The sequence below is a fragment of the Bradyrhizobium sp. IC3195 genome (genome assembly GCF_020193585.1).
Taxonomy (GTDB): Bacteria; Pseudomonadota; Alphaproteobacteria; order Rhizobiales; family Xanthobacteraceae; genus Bradyrhizobium; species Bradyrhizobium yuanmingense.
In genome coordinates this window covers 172,703-193,135 of sequence record NZ_JADYVG010000010.1, presented here as the reverse complement: position 1 = coordinate 193,135, position 20,433 = coordinate 172,703, and the positions used below count along the sequence as shown (strand labels likewise).

The following is a 20,433-nucleotide window of genomic DNA, read 5'->3' as shown; positions in this document are numbered from 1 at the left end:
CTCCTTTGGGCGGGGTCTGTGCCCAACAACGGGAGCGCGTCATGGTTTCCTACATCAAGAGCGATCTGGAATTCATCCTGGAGCAGATCAAGATTTCTGAGGCGCACGCGAGCGGTCAACCGCTGTTTGGCGTTGGTGGGCTTGTGCCGGCTTACAACCTCTCTTTGGGTCTTCGTACGGTCGACGGCACCTACAACAATCTGCTGCCGGGGCAGGAGCGGTGGGGCGCTGCTGACATTCAATTCCCCGAAGGGCTCGGGACGGACTTTCGGCCGGCGAGCGGTACGCCGTTGGACTTCGACGGTCCGGGAGGAATGCCTCCGGTGCCGACCCAGTCGACTTACGCACCCTCCAACGATCCGAATTCCTTTGTCGTCGACGGCAGCATCCGTACGATCTCGAACCTCATCGTCGACCAGACGCTGAACAATCCAGCGGCGATCGTGACGGCGCTTGAGCGGGCCGGTTCGGCAGATCCGTTTGCGGACCTGGTGATTGTTCAGAACGCAGCCGAGCTGATCATCACGACAACCGCTGCGGCTACCGCGGCACAGGCTGCGGAGCTTGCCGCCGAGGCAGCCGTCGGGGCGGCAACGGCAAATCAGGTTGCGGCGCAGGCCGCCTATGACGCTGCCCTTGCAAACAATGGCGCGGCTGTTGCAGCGTTGGCCGCCGCTTCCGACGATGCGGCAGCGGCCGCGGATTCTGCGACAGAAGCGGCCGCGATTGCGCTGCTCGTCGGTGGCAACATCAGCGCTGCAGACATCGCCTCGGTCGAGGCAGCGGTCGCAGCGGCGCTCGCGGCTTCCAACGCTGCCGCCGCCGTGGTGACTGGGCTATCTGTGGGCCATGTCGAATTCGCCGACGCGCAGGCCGTCCAGACGAACGCGCTGGCGTTGCACACGCAGTTGGTGGCGATTCGGGAAGCGCTGGTGGAAGGCCAGTCTGCAGGACCGCATCTTGCAGCGATCGCTGTTGCGGCGACGTTGGCGGATGAAAATGTTGCGCCTGCCGAGAGTCTCACGGCCGATCTGACCGCGTTGGTTGATCCCGACGCGGTCGCGGAAGCTCTTGCCGCTCTGACAGCCGCCAACGACGCGCTAGCGACGGCAGTGGCGAACGAGGCGACAGCTGAAGACGCCAGCGATGCGGCAGACGCCGCGGCAGCGGCGGCTATCGCAGGGCTGGCAACAACCCTGGCTGATCTCGGCATCGAATTCGATGGCGAGAACATCAGCCTGCCCAACATCGCGCCGGACGGCGGCCTGTCAGCATCGTTCAACTCGTGGTTCACTCTGTTCGGCCAGTTTTTCGACCACGGCCTCGACCTGGTGGGGAAGGGCGGCAGCGGTACTGTCTACATTCCCCTGCAACCCGACGATCCGCTGTATGTCCCGGGCAGCCACACCAACTTCATGGTGCTGACGCGCGCGACCGTTACGCCCGGAGCCGATGGCATCATGGGCACGGCCGACGATGTCAGACCGATCAACACGACGACGTCGTTTGTCGACCAAAATCAGACCTACACCTCCCATTCTTCGCATCAGGTATTCCTGCGGCAATACGTGCTGAACGGAGATGGCGAGCCGGTCGCAACCGGCAGGCTGATCGAAGGCGCCAACGGAGGCATGGCGACCTGGGGCGAGCTTAAGGCTCAGGCCCGGGACATGCTGGGGATCATCCTGACCGACTCCGACGTCGGCAACGTGCCCCTGCTGAGAACCGACCAATACGGCAACTTCATCCCCGGAGCGAATGGCACACCGCAGGTCATCATCGGGATCGGCCCCGATGGCATCCCGAACACTGCCGACGATGTGACGATTTCCGGGACACCGGAAGCTCCTGTTGGCATTGCCGGTGCCATCCGCATTGGTCACGCTTTCCTCGCTGACATCGCTCACGAGGCAGTTCCGACCGGCTTGGCGGATGGCGACATCGAGATCGGGCTCGGCAATCCAGGCAACCAACCCGCAGATCCCGGCGCATATGACAACGAGCTGCTCGACGCGCATTTCATCGCGGGCGACGGCCGTGTGAACGAGAACATCGGCCTGACCGCGGTCCACCATGTTTTCCACGCCGAGCACAACCGCTTGGTGGAACACACCAAGGCGGTCATTCTGGCCACCGGCGACAACGCGTTTATCCAGGAATGGCTGGTGCCAGGTGCAGTGATCGGTGACGGCGTCAGCGACTTGGAATGGAACGGGGAACGCCTGTTCCAAGCCGCCAAGTTCGGCACCGAGATGCAGTACCAGCATCTCGTGTTCGAGGAATTCGCGCGCAAGGTTCAGCCCCAGATCAACCCGTTTGTTGTTCCCGACGGCTACGATGTCACGATCAATCCGTCGATCGTCGCCGAGTTCGCTCACGTCGTCTATCGCTTCGGTCACTCGATGCTGACCGAGACGATTGACCGGTTCGATCCGTCGTTCAACGCCGGCCATATTGGCCTTATCGAGGGCTTCCTTAATCCATTCGAGTTCGACGAAGTCGGCGGTACCGCGCACGGCGTCACCGACGAAGTCGCGGCCGGCGCGATCATCCGGGGTATGACCCGGCAGGTCGGCAACGAGATCGACGAGTTCGTGACCAGTGCGTTGCGCAACAACCTGCTCGGCCTGCCGCTCGATCTCGCCACCATCAATCTGGCGCGTGGCCGCGATACCGGCGTGCCGTCGCTCAACGCCGCGCGGCGCGAGTTCTACGAGGTGACCAACAGCGCGGCCGAGCTCAAGCCCTACGAGAGCTGGGTTGAGTTCGCTGCCAACCTCAAGCACGAGGCGTCGATCATCAACTTCATCGCGGCGTACGGAAACCACGCGCTGATCACCGGCCAGACGACCATCGAGGGCAAGCGTGACGCCGCGCTGACCATCATCACTGGGCAATCGGTCGGCGGCCTGTTGGTTCCCGCAGATGCCGAGGACTTCCTCAACGGCATCGGTGCCTACGGGGCCGGCAACGCCCTGGGGGGCCTGGAAAATGTCGATCTTTGGATCGGCGGCCTCGCCGAAAAGATCCTGCCGTTCGGCGGCATGCTGGGTTCAACCTTCAACTTCGTGTTCGAGGTGTCGCTGGAGCAGCTTCAGAACGGCGACCGCTTCTACTACTTGCAGCGGCTCGACGGCCTGCATCTATTCGGGGAGATGGAGGCGAACTCCTTCGCCGCCATGATCATGCGCAACACGGACGCCACCCATCTGCCCTCGGACGTATTCTCGGTCCCTGGCCTGATTCTCGAGATCGACCGAACCAAGCAATACAATCCGGGACTAGGTGAGACGGCCGGTGCGGATGGCATCCTGGCGGATGATCCGCTGACCGTTGGAGTCGATGAGAGCGCCGACAATCTCGGCAACGATCCGGTTGGCGGCGGAATCCTCACTCCGTTGGTCATCCGCAACAATCCGGCCACGCCGGGGGCGGATACCAACTACCTACGATACACGGGCGATCAACACGTCGTGCTCGGCGGCACTGCAGGAAACGATATCCTTATCGCCAGCGAAGGGGACGACACGCTCCATGGCGATGCCGGCAACGACTTCCTTGAGGGTGGCGCCGGCAACGACGTCCACAATGGCGGGGACGGCGACGACATCATCAAGGATCTCGGCGGCGACGACAACATCAAGGGCGGCGCCGGCAACGACGTCATCAACTCGGGACCGGGGCTGGATCTTGTTCTCGGCGGTGCCGGCAAGGACTTTGTCTTCTTGGGCAACGACGCCGGGGGCGAGGTGTTCGGTGGTGAAGGCGATGACTTCATCTACGGAAACAAGAACGCCGAGCGCCTTCTGGGCAATGAGGGCAACGACTGGATCGAGACCGGCACTTTCGACGGCGCGCCTGGCGACAACTTCGACGAGCTCTTTGCGCGCGATGGCGTCGTCGGACACGATGTGTTCCTCGGCGATGGCGGTTTCGACGAGTTCATCGCCGAGGGCGGCGACGACGTCATGGTTGGCAGTCCCGGCCGTGGAAAGCTGGCCGGAATGTCGGGCTGGGACTGGGTGACGTATAAGGACAACGCCTTCGGCGTCGACGCGGACCTGACGCGCGGTATCGTGTTCGATGAGTTCCCCAACCCGCCCGTGAACGGCACGCTCGACGCCTACGAGTCGGTTGAGGGCGTGTCGGGCTCGAGGTTCAACGATATCCTCACCGGCTCCGATACCCTGGCCGCCGATCGTCTGCCGTCATCGCTCGGCGGTTCGGAAGGTTACACCGGCAGCACCGTCACGGCCGAGAGCCTTGCGCTGATCAACGGCCTCGACGCCGTCTTGGGCACCGGCATTACGTCCTACTCCGCGGGTGACATCATCCTCGGTGGCGACGGCAGCGACAGGATCACGGGCCGCGCCGGCGATGACATCATCGATGGCGACAAGTGGCTGAACGTCCGGATCAGCGTCCGTCAAAACCCGGACGGAACCGGCCCTGAAATCGACTCGCACAGCAGCATGACGACGCTCGCTGCCGCCATGTTTGCCGGCACGTACAATCCGGGTCAGCTCGTGATCGTGCGCGAGATCCTGGCTACGGGCGACGCGGTCGTCGACACCGATACCGCCGTGTTCTCGGGCGCTGCCAGCGAATACATCTTCGCCGGCAATGCCGACGGCACCATACAGGTGACACACACCGTCGCGGATGGCGACGGATCCGACAAGCTGCGCGGCATCGAGCGTGTCGAGTTCGCGGGCGGCGAGTCATTTAACATCATCATGGGAACGCCGGGCAACGATCCGGCGCTAAATGGCACCAACCCCGGCGCTCCGGTGGGCAACGACGGGAACGACCTGATCGTCGGGCTCGGCGGAAACGACGTGCTCAACGGTCTGGGTGGCAACGACATCCTGATTGGTGGGGACGGGACCGACACGCTTAACGGTGGTGACGGCAATGATGCGCTCGACGGCGGCCTCGGTAACGATGCGCTCAACGGCGGCCTCGGCAATGACGCCTACAACGTCCGCCTGGGCGACGGAAACGACACGATCACCGAACTCGACAACGGCGGTTCGGCCGATCGGCTCGTGATCCAGACGGGCAGCACAGAGGACCTGCCGGTTGCGCTCACGACGCTGAATGCCGCAGACAATGACACTGGCACTGCCAATGGCGACCTTGTTGTGGCCGTGAACGGACAGACGGTGACCGCCATCAATCACTTCGACGGTGGCAATCCGCAGCGGGGCATCGAGAGCATCAACTTCACCGGGGCCACCTACAATGGCTATCTGCTCGGTTTCGAGGATTACGTCGTCAACCGTGCCGATCCGACCGGTTTCAGCCGCACGATCAACCTCGCGGCATCGACGGCTAACAACTTCATCGCCGGCGAAAACCTTACCAATGACGAGATCATCGGCGGCAGCGGAAACGACCTGATCTTCGGCGGCACCGGTGACAATGAATTGCAAGGCGGAGCCGGCGAAGACCTTCTGGTCGGCGGTTCGGGAGCCGGTGATGGCGACCTTCTCGACGGCGGGCTCGATGCCGATGTGATGGTCGGCCTGAACGGCAACGACACTTACGTCGTCGATGACATCGCAGACGTCGTGGTCGAAGCCCTGAACCAGGGCACCGACACGATCGAGACCGAAATGGCCGTGTTGTCGATCGAAGCGGTCGCCAACGTGGAGAACCTGGCATACACGGGCATCGATGCCGATCCGTTCGTCGGGACTGGCAACGATCTCAACAACGTCATCACCGGCGGCGACCTCGCCGACACCCTGAGTGGACTCCTGGGCAACGACACGCTGAACGGCGGGCTCGGTGCCGACAGCCTGCTCGGCGGCGACGGCAACGATACGCTGAACGGCGGCGACGATGGCGATACGCTGAGCGGCGGCATCGGCACCGACACGCTCAATGGTGGTGCCGGGGCCGACACCATGGCGGGAGGCGCCGACAACGATATCTACGTCGTTGACGATGCCGGCGACGTGGTCAATGAGATCGCCGCGGGTTCGGGCGGAATCGATCGGGTCGATTCGTCCATCAGCTACACTCTTGGCACTAATGTCGAGAACCTGAACCTGGTCGGAGGCAATACGATAAATGGAACCGGCAACGCTCTCGACAACACGATTGTCGGAAACAACGCTACCAATCAAATGTTCGGAGGCGGCGGTGTCGACGTCCTGACGGGGAACGGCGGCAACGATCTGCTCGACGGCGGTACCGGCAACGATACCCTGTCCGGCGGCGACAACAACGACGTGATCATAGGTGGCGAAGGCAACGACCTCATCGATGTCGGCACCGGCTTCAACACGATCGCCTACAATGCAAGCGGCTTCGGCAACGATACCATCAGCAGCTTCGATGCAGACGGGGGCACCGCGGCCACCCAGGACAAGATCGATCTCTCGGGTCTTGGCGTCACGGCGGCCAACTTTGCCACCCGTGTCTTCGAGAGCGCCTCCGGTGGCAACACCGTGCTCACGATCAGGGAGGGCGGTGCCGCCTCGCCGGTCCAAGGCACCATCACGATCAATGGCATTAGCAATGCCTCTATCGACATCAACGATTTCACCCTGGCAACGACACCAGCCTCGGCGATCACCGGCACGGCGGGCAACAACATCCCGCTGAACGGCACGGCCAATGCCGATACGATCAATGCCCTTGCTGGCAACGATACGGTCAATGCCGGCGGTGGAAACGACATCGTGAACGGCGGGACCGGCAACGACACCGTGAATGGCGATGATGGCGACGACACGTTCAACTGGAACGCCAACGCCGCGACCGCGACGTCGCTGACCAACTCCGATGGTCGCGATATCGTCAACGGCGGGGCTGAGGGTGCTCTGGGCGATACCTTCGTGGTCACGGGCAACGCCGCCGTCGCGGAGACCTATCGCATCTACACCCGTGCCGCCTGGGATGCGCTGCCTGGCAACATCGGGGCCAGCCTCAATCCGGCCACGGAGATTGTCGTCACGCGCGGCGCGAACACCGACTTTGCCAATTCGGTCATCGCCGAGTTGCGCGAGATCGAGGAGATCCGTATCAACAACTCGGAACCCGTCGGCAGCGGCAGCGCAGGCGGCGACACGATCCAAGTGATTGGGGACTTCTCCGGCACCAGCCTGCGCCTCAACACCATCACCATCGATGGTGAGCAAGGTGACGACACGATCGACATTTCGGCCCTGACTTCGGCTCATCGCATCGTGTTCCGTTCCAACGGCGGCAACGACACTATCATCGGCGCCCTGCAGGCCGAGGACGTGATCGAGCTTCCTGATGGATCGGATATTTCGGCGTACGAGCTGGTCGAGAATGAAAACGGCACCAAGACGATCTCGAATGGAACCCATTCCGTCACCTTCACGGGCGTCATCCCGCCGCAGTTCCTGGCGGATGAGCCTGGCGGCGATGACAACGAGACCCCGCCGGGTGACAGCGAGGACGACCACACCGCTGCGGACGGCGTGGTTCGCACCGGAACGGCGCAGTCGGACATGCTGATCGGCACGTCGGGCGACGACAACATCGTTGCATTCGCTGGAAGTGACATCGCCATCGGCGATGCCGGGGCCGACGCGATCGCTCTCGGCGAGGATGCAGACTTCGCTAACGGCGGGGCGGGGAGGGACGTGATCTTTGCCGGAGCAGGCGACGACCACGTATTCGCCGGTGCTGACGCCGACATCGTCTACGGCGATGCCGGAGCAGATCGCCTCTTCGGAGACGAGGGCAATGACATGATCACGGCCGGCGCGGGCGACGATACCGTCTTCGGCGGCGCCGGGAATGATCTCATCATTGCGGAGATCGGTGACGGCAACGACACATACTTCGGAGACGAGGGGACCGGGGGCGGCGGCATCGATACGCTCGACATGTCGGCGTCGACTGCGGCGGTCAACGTCAACCTGGGCTCCGGCCCTCTGATGAACGGCAGCGTGTCGAGCATCCAGACCGGCAACGACACGATCTGGGGCATCGAGAACGTCAATACCGGGTCCGGCGACGACACCATCACGGCGAGCAACGCGGCTAACGTGGTGAATGGCGGCGCAGGCAACGACACCTTCAAGTTCCAAACCACCTTCGCTGCGGATGGCGACACGATCCATGGGTTCGAGCCCGGCGATCGCATCGATCTGAGCGCCATCGACGCGAACACCGGTACGGCAGCTGATCAGGCCTTCACTCTCGTGAGCGGGGCCGCTCAGACGGCGGCAGGCCAATTGGCCGTCCGCTTCGAGACCCGGGCCGATGGCGAATTCACTGTCCTGCAAGGTAACGTCGACGGCGACGACGCTGCCGAGTTCACGATTGAACTGGAAGGTCATCACACCCTGACGAACTCCAACTTCAATCTCTAGGGCCAGGGCGATGGAGGCGGAGCGAACAATCCGCCTCCATCATCTCCCTTTCTTTCTGAAGCGAGCGTTGGGGTCCAATGGCCAAGTCTAAAGAGTTGACGCCGGCAAAGCGCCGCAATCTTGAGGAGTTGACGCGTGGCTTCCGCGGCATCGCCCTGTTTCTGTTCTTGATCTCGGGAATGATCAACGTGCTGGCCCTGACCGGCTCGTTGTACATGATGCAGATTTACGATCGGGCCCTGACCAGCGGCAGCATCCCGACTCTCGTGGTTCTGTCGAGTCTGGCCATCGGACTTTATCTCTTTCAAGGTGGTTTCGACGTCGTTCGCTCGCAGGTTCTGGTGCGTGTCGGGGCGAGGCTGGACAAGAAGATCGCTCCACTGGCTCACCGGGTGGCGATCGACATGCCCCGTTTCGGCTTCTCCACCTCCGAGGCGCTCGAACGTGGCCGGGACGTCGATACCGTCCGCGGCTTTCTCGGCAGCCAGGGACCCGCGGCGCTGTTCGACCTGCCGTGGATGCCGATCTATCTGGTATTCATCTATCTCCTGCATCCACTCCTGGGCGCGCTGACCTTCGCGGGAGCCTTCATACTGACGGTCCTCACCGTCGTCAGCGAAATTATGACCAAGCATCTGAGCGTGTCCGCTCGGAAGGCCGCAATGGTCCGAAACACCATCGCAGATTCCAACGCACGCAATGCGGACGTTATCAAGGCGATGGGGTTTGCGAACCGTGCGGTCGATCGCTTCCATACCGCCAATGGCGAGCACCTCGATCTTCAGACCAGGACGAATGACATCACGGGCACTTTCGCCGCCGTGTCGCGGGTGCTGCGCATGCTGCTGCAGTCCGCCGTTCTTGGATTGGGTGCCTACCTCACCATCAAGGGTGAACTCTCGGCCGGCGCGATCATCGCATGCTCTGTCGCCTCCGCACGCGCCCTGGCGCCGGTGGATCTGGCGATCGGCAACTGGAAAGCGTTCATCTCGGCGAGGATGGCATTTCAACGGCTGCGCGACACGGTCGTGGCGCTTGCCGATGTCGACCAGCCGATGAAGCTGCCGGCGCCGAGCAAGCGGCTCAGCGTCGAAAAGGCTACGGTCGCCGTGCCCGGATCCGGGCAGGTCATCCTGAGCGACGTCAGCTTCGAACTCGAGGCCGGCCAGGCGCTCGGCATTATCGGACCCAGCGCCGGTGGCAAGACCACCATGGTGCGCGCCCTTACCGGCATCTGGCCGTTGCTGCGCGGCAGCGTTCGCCTGGACGGCGCCGATCTTGGCCAATGGCGAGAGGACGATATCGGTCGTCACGTTGGCTACCTTCCTCAGGAGATCAGCCTGATGGATGCGACGATTGAAGAGAATATCTGCCGCTTCGAGCCGCAGCCGGACTACCAAAAAGTGGTCGAGGCAGCTAGGGCGGCCGGCGTTCACGAGATGATCGTAAAGATGCCGGAAGGGTATCGGACGCAGCTTGGCCCGCAGGGCGCGGCATTGTCCGCAGGTCAGCGACAGCGCGTGGCGCTGGCGCGGGCGCTTTATGGCAACCCTTTCATTGTCATCATGGACGAACCCAATTCCAATCTTGACGGCGAAGGCGAGGCGGCCCTGACGAGGGCGATCGAAGGCATCAGGGCGCGTGGCGGCATAACGATCGTGATTGCCCACCGGCCCAGTGCGCTTGTGGCCGTGGATATGGTCGCCATTGTCCAGAATGGCCGCATGACGGCGTTCGGAACGAAGAACGACATCATGACACCGGGCCTGTCGGCAAGACCTGCAGCAGAAGAACTCCAAACGCAAGTGAGGAGGCCAGCATGATTACAGTTCAGGCGCTGAAACCGAAGTCACATCCGTCGCGACCAAGGCACGAAGATTACGTCGAGAAGGAGCCGGAGAAGAAAGGGATCTTGCCGATCGCTTTCCTGCTGTTTCTGACCGCGGCTGCGACGTACCTGAAGAGCTTTCTGCCGACGACGGTGGAAGCGCACGAAGACCGGAAGACCGACAGGGATGACGGCTCCGAAGAGAAGAGCGATGCGCCGGCAGCGGAAGCGAGCCTCGCAGATGAGGAAGATTCGGCCACGGACACGGACCCGCGCACTGCCAAGTCTTCCGACAACGTCGTGCCGATCAGGATCGTGCTGCCGCAGGAGATCAGCGAGTTCCTGGCCAATGATTCCCCGGCGCTTGACTTCAACGGACGAGAGCGTCCCGGCCAGGTTCGCGTCGACAATGGCCCATTGGGAGATCCAATCCGGGCGAACAATGATAATCGCCCGCAATCCTCGGCTTCCGATGGAGCGGGTGCCTCGGGCGGTGGCGGAGGAGGAGGCGGCGGTGACGCCAAGCCTCGCGGACCAAGCCCCTTCACCCCCCGTCCGGACCTGGACCTCGATATCGACCCTCAGCGCAATCGCGCGCCCCGGATCAGCGGACCGGTACAGCTGCGCAATGTGATCGGCTGTGAGGCTCTGACGATCCCGCTCCTGGTCCTGTTGAGCGGTGCCACCGATCCGGATGGCGACATGATGAGGGTCGTCAATCTCACGGCAAGTTCCGGCGCCATCACACAGGCGCAGGACGGGAGCTGGGTTTTCGCCCCTGACGATGGCATGCTGGGCGAGGTGACGCTGACCTATACCATCACGGACGGCTTCGCGTCCGTCGTGCAGACGGCGCACTTTAGCGTCATCGAAGCGCCGCCGGTCATCGGGACGGCTGCCGACGACAACCTTCTCGGCACGCCGTGCGCCGATCGGATCGACGGCCGGGATGGCGACGACAACATCGACGCCCGCCAGGGCAATGACATCATTTTTGGCGGTCTGGGCGACGACCACATCGTCGCCGGGGGCGGCAACGACATCGTCTATGCCGGGGAAGGCAACGATCTGGTGTTCGCGGGCGCGGGAAACGATGTGGTGTTCGGAGGTGCCGGTCACGACAGTCTGTATGGCGAGGACGGCGACGACACCATCATGGGAGAAGAAGGAAACGACGTCATTTCAGGAGGCGGTGGTGCCGACATCCTGATCGGTGGCGCCGGCCATGATTCCGTTCAGGGCGATGCGGACAACGACAGGATCGATGGCGGTGGTGGCAATGACAGCCTCGCCGGTGGGGCCGGCGATGACGTGATTGTCGGGGCCGCCGGCGATGATCTCCTGTTCGGTGGCAACGGCAACGACGTGCTGACGGACGGCACGGGTAGCGACAGGGCACACGGCGATGCAGGAGACGACTATTTCATAGCCGCGCTTGACGAGGCCAACGACACCTACGACGGTAGTGACGGGTTGGACACCATCGATTTTTCCGCCGCGAGGGAGAGAGTTGCCATCGACCTCGGACATGGAACGGCGGAGGGACGCGAGATAGGTCAGGATAGAGTCGCCGGAGTGGAGACGGTCATCGGCGGAAGCGGTAACGATCATATCGATGCAGGATCGAACACGGCCGACGTAACCATGAGCGGCGGCGAGGGGAACGACCTTCTCCACGGAGGCGCCGGGAATGACAGCGTTTCGGATGGTTCAGGAGGTGACACAGTTTCGGCCGGCGGCGGCAACGATCATGTCGCTGCCGCGGCCGACGCGGCCGATGACACCTACGATGGAGGAACCGGAGAGGACACGCTCGATTATTCGACCGCAACCCTTAGTATCACGGTCGACCTCGAAGGAGGTACTGCCGACGGTCTCGATGTCGGGCATGACTTGATTGCAGCCTTCGAGAGGATCATTACCGGCTCGGGCGATGACCACATTGTCGCCGCTGGATCGAACTCCATCTCGATGACGGGAGGCGACGGCGACGACACCTTCGAGTTCAGGAGGACGGGCGATGATGACCAGGCCATGACGGTCCGCAAGATCACTGATTTTACGGTTGGGGATCGAATAGTAGCTGCGACATACGAGATCAGTGTCCTCGGGGAGGGCGGTGTCGACGAGACAATCTCCGACATGTTCGAGGATGTCTATCTTTCGACAACCGGAGACAAGCGACCGGTGCGCTTTCGATTCGAAGAGGCGGACAGCAACAAGATGACGTTGGTGGACGTGCACGATCGACCTGACACGGACGAGTTTTTCACGATTCAGGTCGAGGGGCATCATCACCTTCAATTCACGGTGGCGGTCAGCTGAGGCAATAACGTCCATGAAACATACCGACCCGAGAGAACTTGCTACCGCGTTGCCAGCCAATCCCGGCAGCGTCGAGAGATCGCTCCGGCTATGGCCAAGGATAGTCGGCGGACTGTCGCTTGTGGTTGTATTGGTGATCGGCTGTGGCGGGTGGGCGGCGATAGCCAAGCTGGAAGGGGCCATCGTCGCCAGCGGTACCGTCAAGGTCGACGAGAACCTGAAGGAGGTGCAGCATCGGGATGGCGGCATCGTTAAAACGCTGTCGATTCGCCAGGGCGATTTCGTTCGCGAAGGACAAATCCTGGCGACTCTGGACGACGTGCAAATCAAAGCAGAACTCCTTATCGTCAGGTCTCAGCTGGGGGAAGCGCTGGGCCGTCAAGCGCGACTGATTGCGGAGCGCGACAACCTCCCTTCGATCGAATTCCCGGCGGATCTCGGGCGCATTTCGACCGCCTCGGAGGTTGTGATCCAGGGTGAACGCCGACTCTTCGCGGGCAACAAGTTGGGGAGGGATAGCCAGAAGGAGCAGCTCGAGCTCAGCGTCAGCCAGACCCTGGAGGAGATCAAGGGAATGGAAGCGCGGCTTGCTGCCAAAGAACACGAGATCCAATTGGTTGGTGCCGAGCGCGACAAGCTGGACGCTCTCTTCGAGAAGAAGATCGTTGAGTATACCCGGGTTTATTCAGCTCACCGCGACTGGGCGCGAATACTAGGAGAACGCGGCGAGATTTCTGCGGGTATTGCCCGGGCTAAGGTCCGTGCGAGCGAAATCAGGGTTCAGATCATCGCCGTAGATCAAAATGCCAGCACGGAGGCGCAACGCGACTTGCGGACCGTAGACGCCCGCATCTCCGAGCTAAGCGAACGAAAGTTGGCGATCGAGGATCGTCTGTCGCGCACCGAAATCAGGTCTCCGGTTGCGGGTTACGTCAATGAGCTCTTTATTCATACTGTCGGCGGCGTTATTACGCCGGCTGCGAAGATCGCGACGATCGTACCCCAGCATGCAGAGCTCAAGTTCGAGATCAAGATCTCGCCGGCCGACATAGACCAGGTGAGAGAAGGGCAGTCCGCCCGCGTTCGCCTAACCGCGTTCAACCGCAACACAACGCCGGAGATGAAGGGATCCGTCGTCATGCTGTCTCCCGCTTCGGCGCGCGATCCTTCAAATGGGCAGGAGTACTATGTTGCATTCGTCAATTTGCTCCCGACCGAGGATGCGATCGCCAAACTTCATGGTTTTAAGCTTGTTCCCGGCATGCCTGCAGAGGTGTTTATTTCAACACAGGAAAGGACAGCGGCGTCATATCTGGTGAAGCCTTTCACTGATCAGATGAACCGCGCCTTTCGGGAGCGTTAACTTCTTGGCGGGGATACGGAACGGGGACGCATCAAGGAGCGAGGCGCCCGGAATGCCATCGAGCTGAAAAAGACCTCGAGAATCCTTCGCGCCGGCAACGCTTGTGTAGTTTTTTGAACCGGCTGGATGCCTCGGCTCAAGCGTGTGACCCTATCCGCAGGGTACTTGGTAGAACACGGAGTATTTACCCAGGGGTCGCTCACGACACACGGCCAATTTGTCCAGTCAGGCCGGTCGAAGTCGATTGCGCAGATGATAACCTCGAATAGCGCGCGTCCTCCGCTTGGCTGGTTCGGGACAAATTCGTTGGCCTAAAGCTACGGCTGCAGGGCGGCCAGTTCTCCCGTAGTTCGGACCGTAGAATTTCGGAGGAGGGTGATGAAAAGGCTCGCAATATCAAGCGCCTTGACAGGACACCCCTTCCGCCAGAAATCGCCATAAGTTCCCCTGGTGGGCTGGCACGCTCCTTGCCAATTGGACGTGCCCGACCATGGAGGCGTGCACCGATGGCACAGCGAGTTCGTATCTTAAAGCAATCCAAGTCCGGTTTGACACATATTGCCCGCGAACTGGTGAGATTGCTGGACGCGATCGAGGAGCTCGAGGAGCTGAGAGAAAGGGTCCGGCTCGCCGAAGCCGCTCGCGTGTTGCACTAGCCTGCGCTGGAAAGACTGGGGCGCCTCGGCGCGTCACTCCCAAGGTCTGGATTGGCGGCGCCCCGGTGCCGCTCGGGTCATTTGGCCGAGACCCATTCCTAACACCGCAGCCCGACGGATCTGTTCAATCTTCCTCGCTCAAGTCCGGCCCGCGATGTTGGAGAGACGGATTGCGGCGGTGCCGTAGACCCATGTTGCGTTTGGATCTCCAGTCTTCAAGAGGAGGATCGGGACTGGTTGAAATGCAGTGGAAGGAAGCGTTGCGTGCTAGAGCCACGGACACGCGAAACTGCGCAGGAACGCTACTGACTTAGAGAGATTAGCCCGCACCAGGCTTCACAGCGGGCAAGGCATGTTCTTCTTTTTCTCGAACCGGCTGGGATGTCTCGGCTCGCTGCTGATCTCCGGCCTGGTCACGGTGGCGCTGCTCTTCCTGTTTGGACTCATTCGGTTCTGATCATCAGCGCCTGGGATCCGACCGTCATCCTCTTGCGTGCTCCCTCAGGAACTTGGCCTCGGCTCGCCTGTTGTTCGCAGTCTCGAGCACACGGAGAGCAGCCTTGGAAAGCACCATCATTGGAGAATTCGACACGCGCCGCGGAGCCGAGCTTGCGGTTGAGCATGTCGTGCAGGAATGCGGCGTGCCGCGAGGCGACGTCTTCGTCCAGCCCGCCGGCGCCGCGAACACCGTGGGAACACGCGCGGCAGGTCCCGACGTCAAGACAGCGCCCACACCGGAGGGGCGGCAGAAGCTGGAAGGCCTGATCGAGGTTTCCGTCGATTTTCACGGCGATGCCCCTGAGAAAATTGTCGATGTGTTGAGGAGCGCCGGCGCGAAGTTTGTCCGCACCAAATGACGACTTGTGCGACGGGCCCAGAGGGCCGGACATTCGGCATTCGCATCGAACCGCAGCCGTTGACCGCGTGGAACCCCTTGAGCCTCCAGCGCGTTTAGACGCAAACGCGAATTGCGAGGTCCACCTGCTTCAGAGCGCATCGACACTCACTCCCGGCGACACCGTCTGGCGACGGTGCAGGGCGCGGCGCGTGGCGGTTCTGAACGATGCCGCCGCCTATTTCGCAGCCCTCCGGGAGGCCCTGCTGGAGGCGCAGGATCTCGTCTATATCGTCGGCTGGGATATCCATAGCAGGACGCGGCTGGTCGGAGATTCCGGACGTGCCGATGATGGCCTGCCTGACGAGCTTGGTCCGTTCCTGCGCGCCCTGGTGCGGCGCCGGCCCGCCTTGCGCATCAACATTCTCGTCTGGGACTTCGTCTCGTTTTACGCTTCCGAGAGGGAGTGGAATTCCGCGGCGAAATTCACTGCCGATACCGATGGCCGCGTCCGGTTTCATCTGGACGCCACGCTTCCGTTCGGTTCGGCGCAACACCAGAAGATCGTCTGTGTCGACGGATCGTTGGCGTTCGTCGGCGGCCTCGATCTGACGATCCGGCGCTGGGACACGAGTGACCACCGCGCCGACAATGCCATGCGCTGCGACCCACAGCGCAAGCCATATCCACCGTTTCACGACGTTCAGTGCCTGGTCGACGGGGATGCCGCGGAGCAGCTGTTCGCCCTCGCGGAGCAACGCTGGCGTGCGGCAGGCCAACAGTCCGATGAACGGCGCGCACCGAGGAACGGTCGCTGGCCGGCGAACGTGCCTGTCGAGGCCGAGCACTTACCGGTCGGGATCGCCAGGACCGAGGTGGTCTGTCCTGCAGGCTCGACCATCAAGGAGGTCGAACGCTCCTTCATTGCGGCGATCCGGTCGGCAACGAGCTTCGTCTACATCGAAAATCAATTCACCAGCGCGACCAGGATGGCGCACGAATTGGCGGAGCAGATGTGTCGCGTGCCGTCGCTTCGGGTTCTGGTCGTCGCGCCGAAACTGCATTCCTCGTGGCTTGAGTCCCAGGCCATGCAGAACGGCCGTGGCGCCTTCATCGACTGCTTCAGCGCAGCTGGCGTGGCCGATCGCATCCGCTTCGTCTATCCGATCTCCCGCAGCGGCAATAAGGAAGCCGCGGTGATGGTGCACAGCAAGCTCATGATCGTCGATGACAGGATCTTGCGGATCGGCTCGGCCAATCTGAACAATCGTTCCATGGGCGCCGACAGCGAATGCGACCTCATCTTTGAAGCTGAATCCGAGCAGCATCGGGATTTCATCGCCTCGGTCCGCCGTCGGCTCATCGCTCATTTCTGCGGTCTCGACGAGCAGGCCGTCACGCAAAACGAGCATCGGCTGTTCGCCCTGCTGGACCAGGTGTCGAAAAAGGGTGGGGCGAAGACGCTGCGAAAAGTGGAGTCCTCGGTTCTGACCAGCTCGCTGGCCACCCTGGTTCAGCCGGTGGCGGACCCTGAGCTGCCTCTTCATCTCGAGCGGGCGGCATCGCGCATGTGGAGCACGAAGACGATCATCGGGATCGCATCGATCGCGCTGGCGCTTCTTGGACTGACGCTGGCCTGGTCGTACACGTCCCTCAGCGATTACGCCGATACGGGCCGGATCTCGTCGTTCCTGTCTGCCTATTCGCAGTCCGTTTGGGGACCGCCATTCGCAATTGCGGCCTTCGTCGTCGGCGGGCTGGTCATCTTTCCAGTTCTCGTGCTCATTGCTGCGACTGCCGCCGCACTTGGGCCGTGGCTGGGTTTCGTCACCGCAATGGCGGGCGTCTTGCTCAGCGCGCTCCTCCTTTTTGCGATCGGACGGTTCCTGGGCCGAGAGCGCCTTCAGCGCTTGTTGGGACGCCGTGCCGCGCGCATCCAGGAGCGCGTTGTCGGCAAGGGAATCCTGGCCGTCGTCGTCATCCGGATGATTCCGATCGCACCATTCTCGCTGGTGAACGTCGCGGCTGGCGCGAGCACGCTGCCGCTCCGTGATTTCCTGGTTGGAACGCTGCTGGGCATGATGCCCGGCATTCTCGCCATGGCCGTTCTGGGAGCGCAGATCGCCGATCTGGCCAGGAATGCGTCCTGGAGCAGCGTATTGCTGCTCACGCTGGCATTTCTGGGCTGGCTCGGCGTCTGTGCGGGCGCTCAATTCCTCGCGACGTGGCTCGCCGGGAGGCGCTGATGGCGCCGATGCGCTTCATGACGTGGAACGTGCACGGCACGTTCAATCTTAATCCGACGTTCGATCTGGAGGGAGTTTGCTCCATCATCCGCAAATGGTCGCCGGATGTCGTCGCGCTTCAGGAGGTGGATTCCCGATCGCGGTCGGACGATCCGTTCGCGAAGCTGGCGCGCGTCGTCGGCGATCATCGCGTTCATGCCAAGTCGATCGTCACGGAGGACGGTGACTACGGCCAGATGCTCATGAGCCGCTTTCCGTTCTCCAGCGTGCCCGAGATCGTCGACGTGTCGTATCGAGAGCGGGAGCCGCGCAGGGCGATCGCGACGGGGTTGCTGACGCCTTTCGGCGACGTCCGCGTGGTCGCCACTCATCTCGGCCTCAGCATCCACGAGCGTTATGCGCAGGCTCAGGCCGTGGTGAGCCTGGTGAGGCCGGAAAGGACCGTCGTCCTCGGCGATTTCAACGACTGGTTTTGGGTGAAATCGGTGCGGCGCGTGCTCGCGCAGGCCTGCCCGAACCGGACGCGGTTGCGAACTTTCCCATCGCGCTTGCCCCTCATGCGGCTCGACCGGATCTACGCAACGCGTGACAGCCGAATCGAGAAAGTCTGGACCGACCATGCGGCGCGCGCCTATTCCGACCATTTGCCCGTGATCGCGGACATCGCGATCTAACGGTTCCAGCGACCGGAGTGCGGATCTCTGGCCCTCATTGAGAAAAGCGTTGTGCTAGAGGAACTTAGCTACTGTGCATGGGGTTGTTTTCAGACAACTTTTATGCCTACGGCCGACAGTCTCGAAAAGGACCATGCGGAACTTTTTCCTCACGGCCACGTTCATTCAGCATGACTGAAGACCTTTCCTTCCGACGCAAACCCCTGACTCCCGAACAGCGCCACGCTCGCGATGCGGCTCGGCGGATCGAGGCGGAGAAGGCCATGCGCGATCACGAAGCGGCGCAGAAGGCGTTCTATGCCAACAAGGAACGGCTGAAGGCCGAGCGGCTGGCGCGCGAAGCGGCGGCGGCGAAGGGCTGAGCGAACGCGCTTAGCCGCGCAATTTCCAAAAAATCGCATCTGCTGGCGGCCTGCATTTGATTGTCGGCCGCCAATCGGCGCTTGGATGTCTGCTTCCCATCGGCGGGCTTGACGGCGCTTCGCTTCTGGGAGGAAGCTTCTGATGATCCAAAACTGACCTGAACCATGGAGACGTTCGCTCCCAGCAAGTCCGATCCTCATCAGCGACGCAGAATGGAGCTGACCATGACCACGTTCGACAAGCGCGAGCGGGGCTTTGAAGCCAAATTCGCCCACGACGAGGAATTGATGTTCAAGGCCACGGCGCGGTCCAACAAGCTGCTCGGGCTTTGGGCCGCAGGCCAGCTCGGGCTCAGTGGCGATGCCGCTGCAGGCTACGCGGCTGCGCTGGTGACGGACCATCTGGAGAGCCGGACGATGGACCACGTGGTCGGCAAGGTGGCGGGCGATCTCGCAGGCAAGGGGATCGCGCGCGAGCAGGTCGCGCAGAGGCTTCAAGAATGTCTGCACCAGGCGCTGGCGCAGCTCGAAGCGGACCGGCAATGACACCCGCTGCCGCGTTCATTCGGCGCGCTTGCCGCCTTCCGACGGCTGTGCCGTTTCGTGCTACCGTGCCAGCCGCCGGAGACGGCGGCGAGCGGGAGGTGGGGGCATGTCACGGGGCAGCTTTGGCAAATGGTCCGGCGCAATCGCATGCGCCGGCGCCATGCTGGTCGCTGCAGGTGGCGCCGAGGTCTCGGCGACACCGCTGACGCCGTTTCGCTACGAGGCGCAGGCCCAGCGTCATTGCCCGCGCGACAAGGTGGTTTGGCTCGATTTCGGCAAGGGCGTTTATTACCGCAAGGGTCAGAAGCGCTACGGCCAGGGCTTCGACGGCAGCTTCGTCTGCCAGAACGAAGCCCGTGGCAGCTTCTACCGACGCTCGCTGTTGGGCCTGCGCTGAGCGGCGGGTTTCGGCGGCTGGCGGACGCGCCGGCTATTTCGCTGACGGCAGCCTGACCGGCACATGCGGGGAGGTGCTGATGACCCGGGGACTTCCATCCGGATAGGTGCGGTTGCCGCGGATCAGGGATTCCAAGACCAGGAAGAACTTCTCGGCAAGCATTTGCGTCACCCTCGTTGGTGATGGCCTCTTGCAATTGGTCGAGGCGCCGAACGCAATAATTCAATCAACTGAATGGGAGCGGGGACAGCCGCGCCTGCTGCGCCGCAATGGAGAGAACCCGTGTTGGACAGGAGGACGTGCGCGGTTCAGGCAAGCGCCAGCGCGACGAGACTCGAGCAGAGCAGCACCAAGCCGCCGGCGGTCAAGGCCAGGAAGCCATCAGATACGAGGTCATGATTACGCATGGGACACCTGCCGCTCTCGTGTTCGATGCGCGAGTGGATCGACCAAGACCGTCCGAACGCGCCGCTTTGAAAGAGGTGATGCTTGCCGTCCGCGCGAGTGCCTTCAGGCCCTCGTGCGGTAACCCTCGAACGCATGGGCCAGGAAGATCCCCGCGCTTACCAGACCCATCAGTGCCGAAACCGTCTCGATCATCGTTAAATTCCAAATCCCGCCCTCGCATCCGAGAGAACGCGGGCGGCCTTGCACAGTCAAAAGAATTTCGGTGAGCGGCGCGACAATGGGGGTGGAGTGAGGATTTGGCGCAACAGACTGTCCGGCACTGGCACAGTGCGGGGGCCATCGCCCCGTAGAACAACGGAAAAATGCGAACCTCTCGTTTACCATCCCGGCGTGATCGCCATGGGCTCCCCATTTCCGCCGCGTTCGGGTTGCG

The 20,433-nt window shown here is 62.3% G+C and carries 11 protein-coding genes; 10 read left to right on the top strand and 1 reads right to left on the bottom strand.

What is annotated here, in order from left to right:
• The first annotated feature begins 41 nt into the window (after positions 1 to 41).
• From I6F09_RS20810 to I6F09_RS20765, 10 genes are all read left to right on the top strand, one after another.
• On the top strand, positions 42 to 8,360 hold the full coding sequence (locus I6F09_RS20810) for a peroxidase family protein (RefSeq protein WP_225188914.1): 8,319 nt from the start codon (positions 42 to 44) through the stop codon (positions 8,358 to 8,360).
• Positions 8,361 to 8,437: 77 nt separating this feature from the next.
• Positions 8,438 to 10,183: a type I secretion system permease/ATPase gene (locus I6F09_RS20805; RefSeq protein WP_225188913.1), complete on the top strand. Its 1,746-nt coding sequence runs from the start codon at positions 8,438 to 8,440 to the stop codon at positions 10,181 to 10,183.
• The gene (locus tag I6F09_RS20800) at positions 10,180 to 12,513 is read left to right on the top strand and encodes a cadherin-like domain-containing protein (RefSeq protein ID WP_225188912.1); all 2,334 of its coding nucleotides are present in this window, start codon (positions 10,180 to 10,182) and stop codon (positions 12,511 to 12,513) included. The genes I6F09_RS20805 and I6F09_RS20800 overlap by 4 nt, the downstream gene beginning before the upstream one ends.
• 13 nt (positions 12,514 to 12,526) lie before the next feature.
• Positions 12,527 to 13,876, top strand: coding sequence for an HlyD family type I secretion periplasmic adaptor subunit (locus tag I6F09_RS20795; protein ID WP_225150631.1), 1,350 nt, complete (start codon positions 12,527 to 12,529; stop codon positions 13,874 to 13,876).
• 1,216 nt (positions 13,877 to 15,092) lie between these two features.
• A complete protein-coding gene (locus tag I6F09_RS20790; protein WP_035999192.1) occupies positions 15,093 to 15,389 on the top strand; it encodes a hypothetical protein in 297 nt (98 codons plus the stop codon).
• Positions 15,373 to 17,613, top strand: a complete 2,241-nt coding sequence (locus I6F09_RS20785) for a VTT domain-containing protein (protein ID WP_225188911.1) — start codon at positions 15,373 to 15,375, stop codon at positions 17,611 to 17,613. The genes I6F09_RS20790 and I6F09_RS20785 overlap by 17 nt, the downstream gene beginning before the upstream one ends.
• On the top strand, positions 17,613 to 18,287 hold the full coding sequence (locus tag I6F09_RS20780; RefSeq protein WP_035999197.1) for an endonuclease/exonuclease/phosphatase family protein: 675 nt from the start codon (positions 17,613 to 17,615) through the stop codon (positions 18,285 to 18,287). Before I6F09_RS20785 ends, I6F09_RS20780 begins: the two co-directional genes overlap by 1 nt.
• Positions 18,288 to 18,457: 170 nt before the next feature.
• Complete coding sequence (locus tag I6F09_RS20775) at positions 18,458 to 18,649, top strand: hypothetical protein (protein WP_035999201.1); 192 nt, start codon at positions 18,458 to 18,460, stop codon at positions 18,647 to 18,649.
• A 225-nt stretch (positions 18,650 to 18,874) separates the two neighbouring features.
• Positions 18,875 to 19,195 carry a DUF1476 domain-containing protein gene (locus I6F09_RS20770; RefSeq protein ID WP_225125373.1) on the top strand — a complete coding sequence of 107 codons (321 nt, stop codon included), beginning with the start codon at positions 18,875 to 18,877 and terminating at the stop codon, positions 19,193 to 19,195.
• 106 nt (positions 19,196 to 19,301) lie between these two features.
• Positions 19,302 to 19,592: a hypothetical protein gene (locus tag I6F09_RS20765; protein ID WP_128261651.1), complete on the top strand. Its 291-nt coding sequence runs from the start codon at positions 19,302 to 19,304 to the stop codon at positions 19,590 to 19,592.
• Positions 19,593 to 19,625: 33 nt separating this feature from the next.
• Here the strand turns inward: I6F09_RS20765 and I6F09_RS37580 are convergent, their stop codons facing one another.
• Positions 19,626 to 19,754, bottom strand: coding sequence for a hypothetical protein (locus tag I6F09_RS37580; RefSeq protein WP_260347296.1), 129 nt, complete (start codon positions 19,752 to 19,754; stop codon positions 19,626 to 19,628).
• Positions 19,755 to 20,433: the final 679 nt, after the last annotated feature.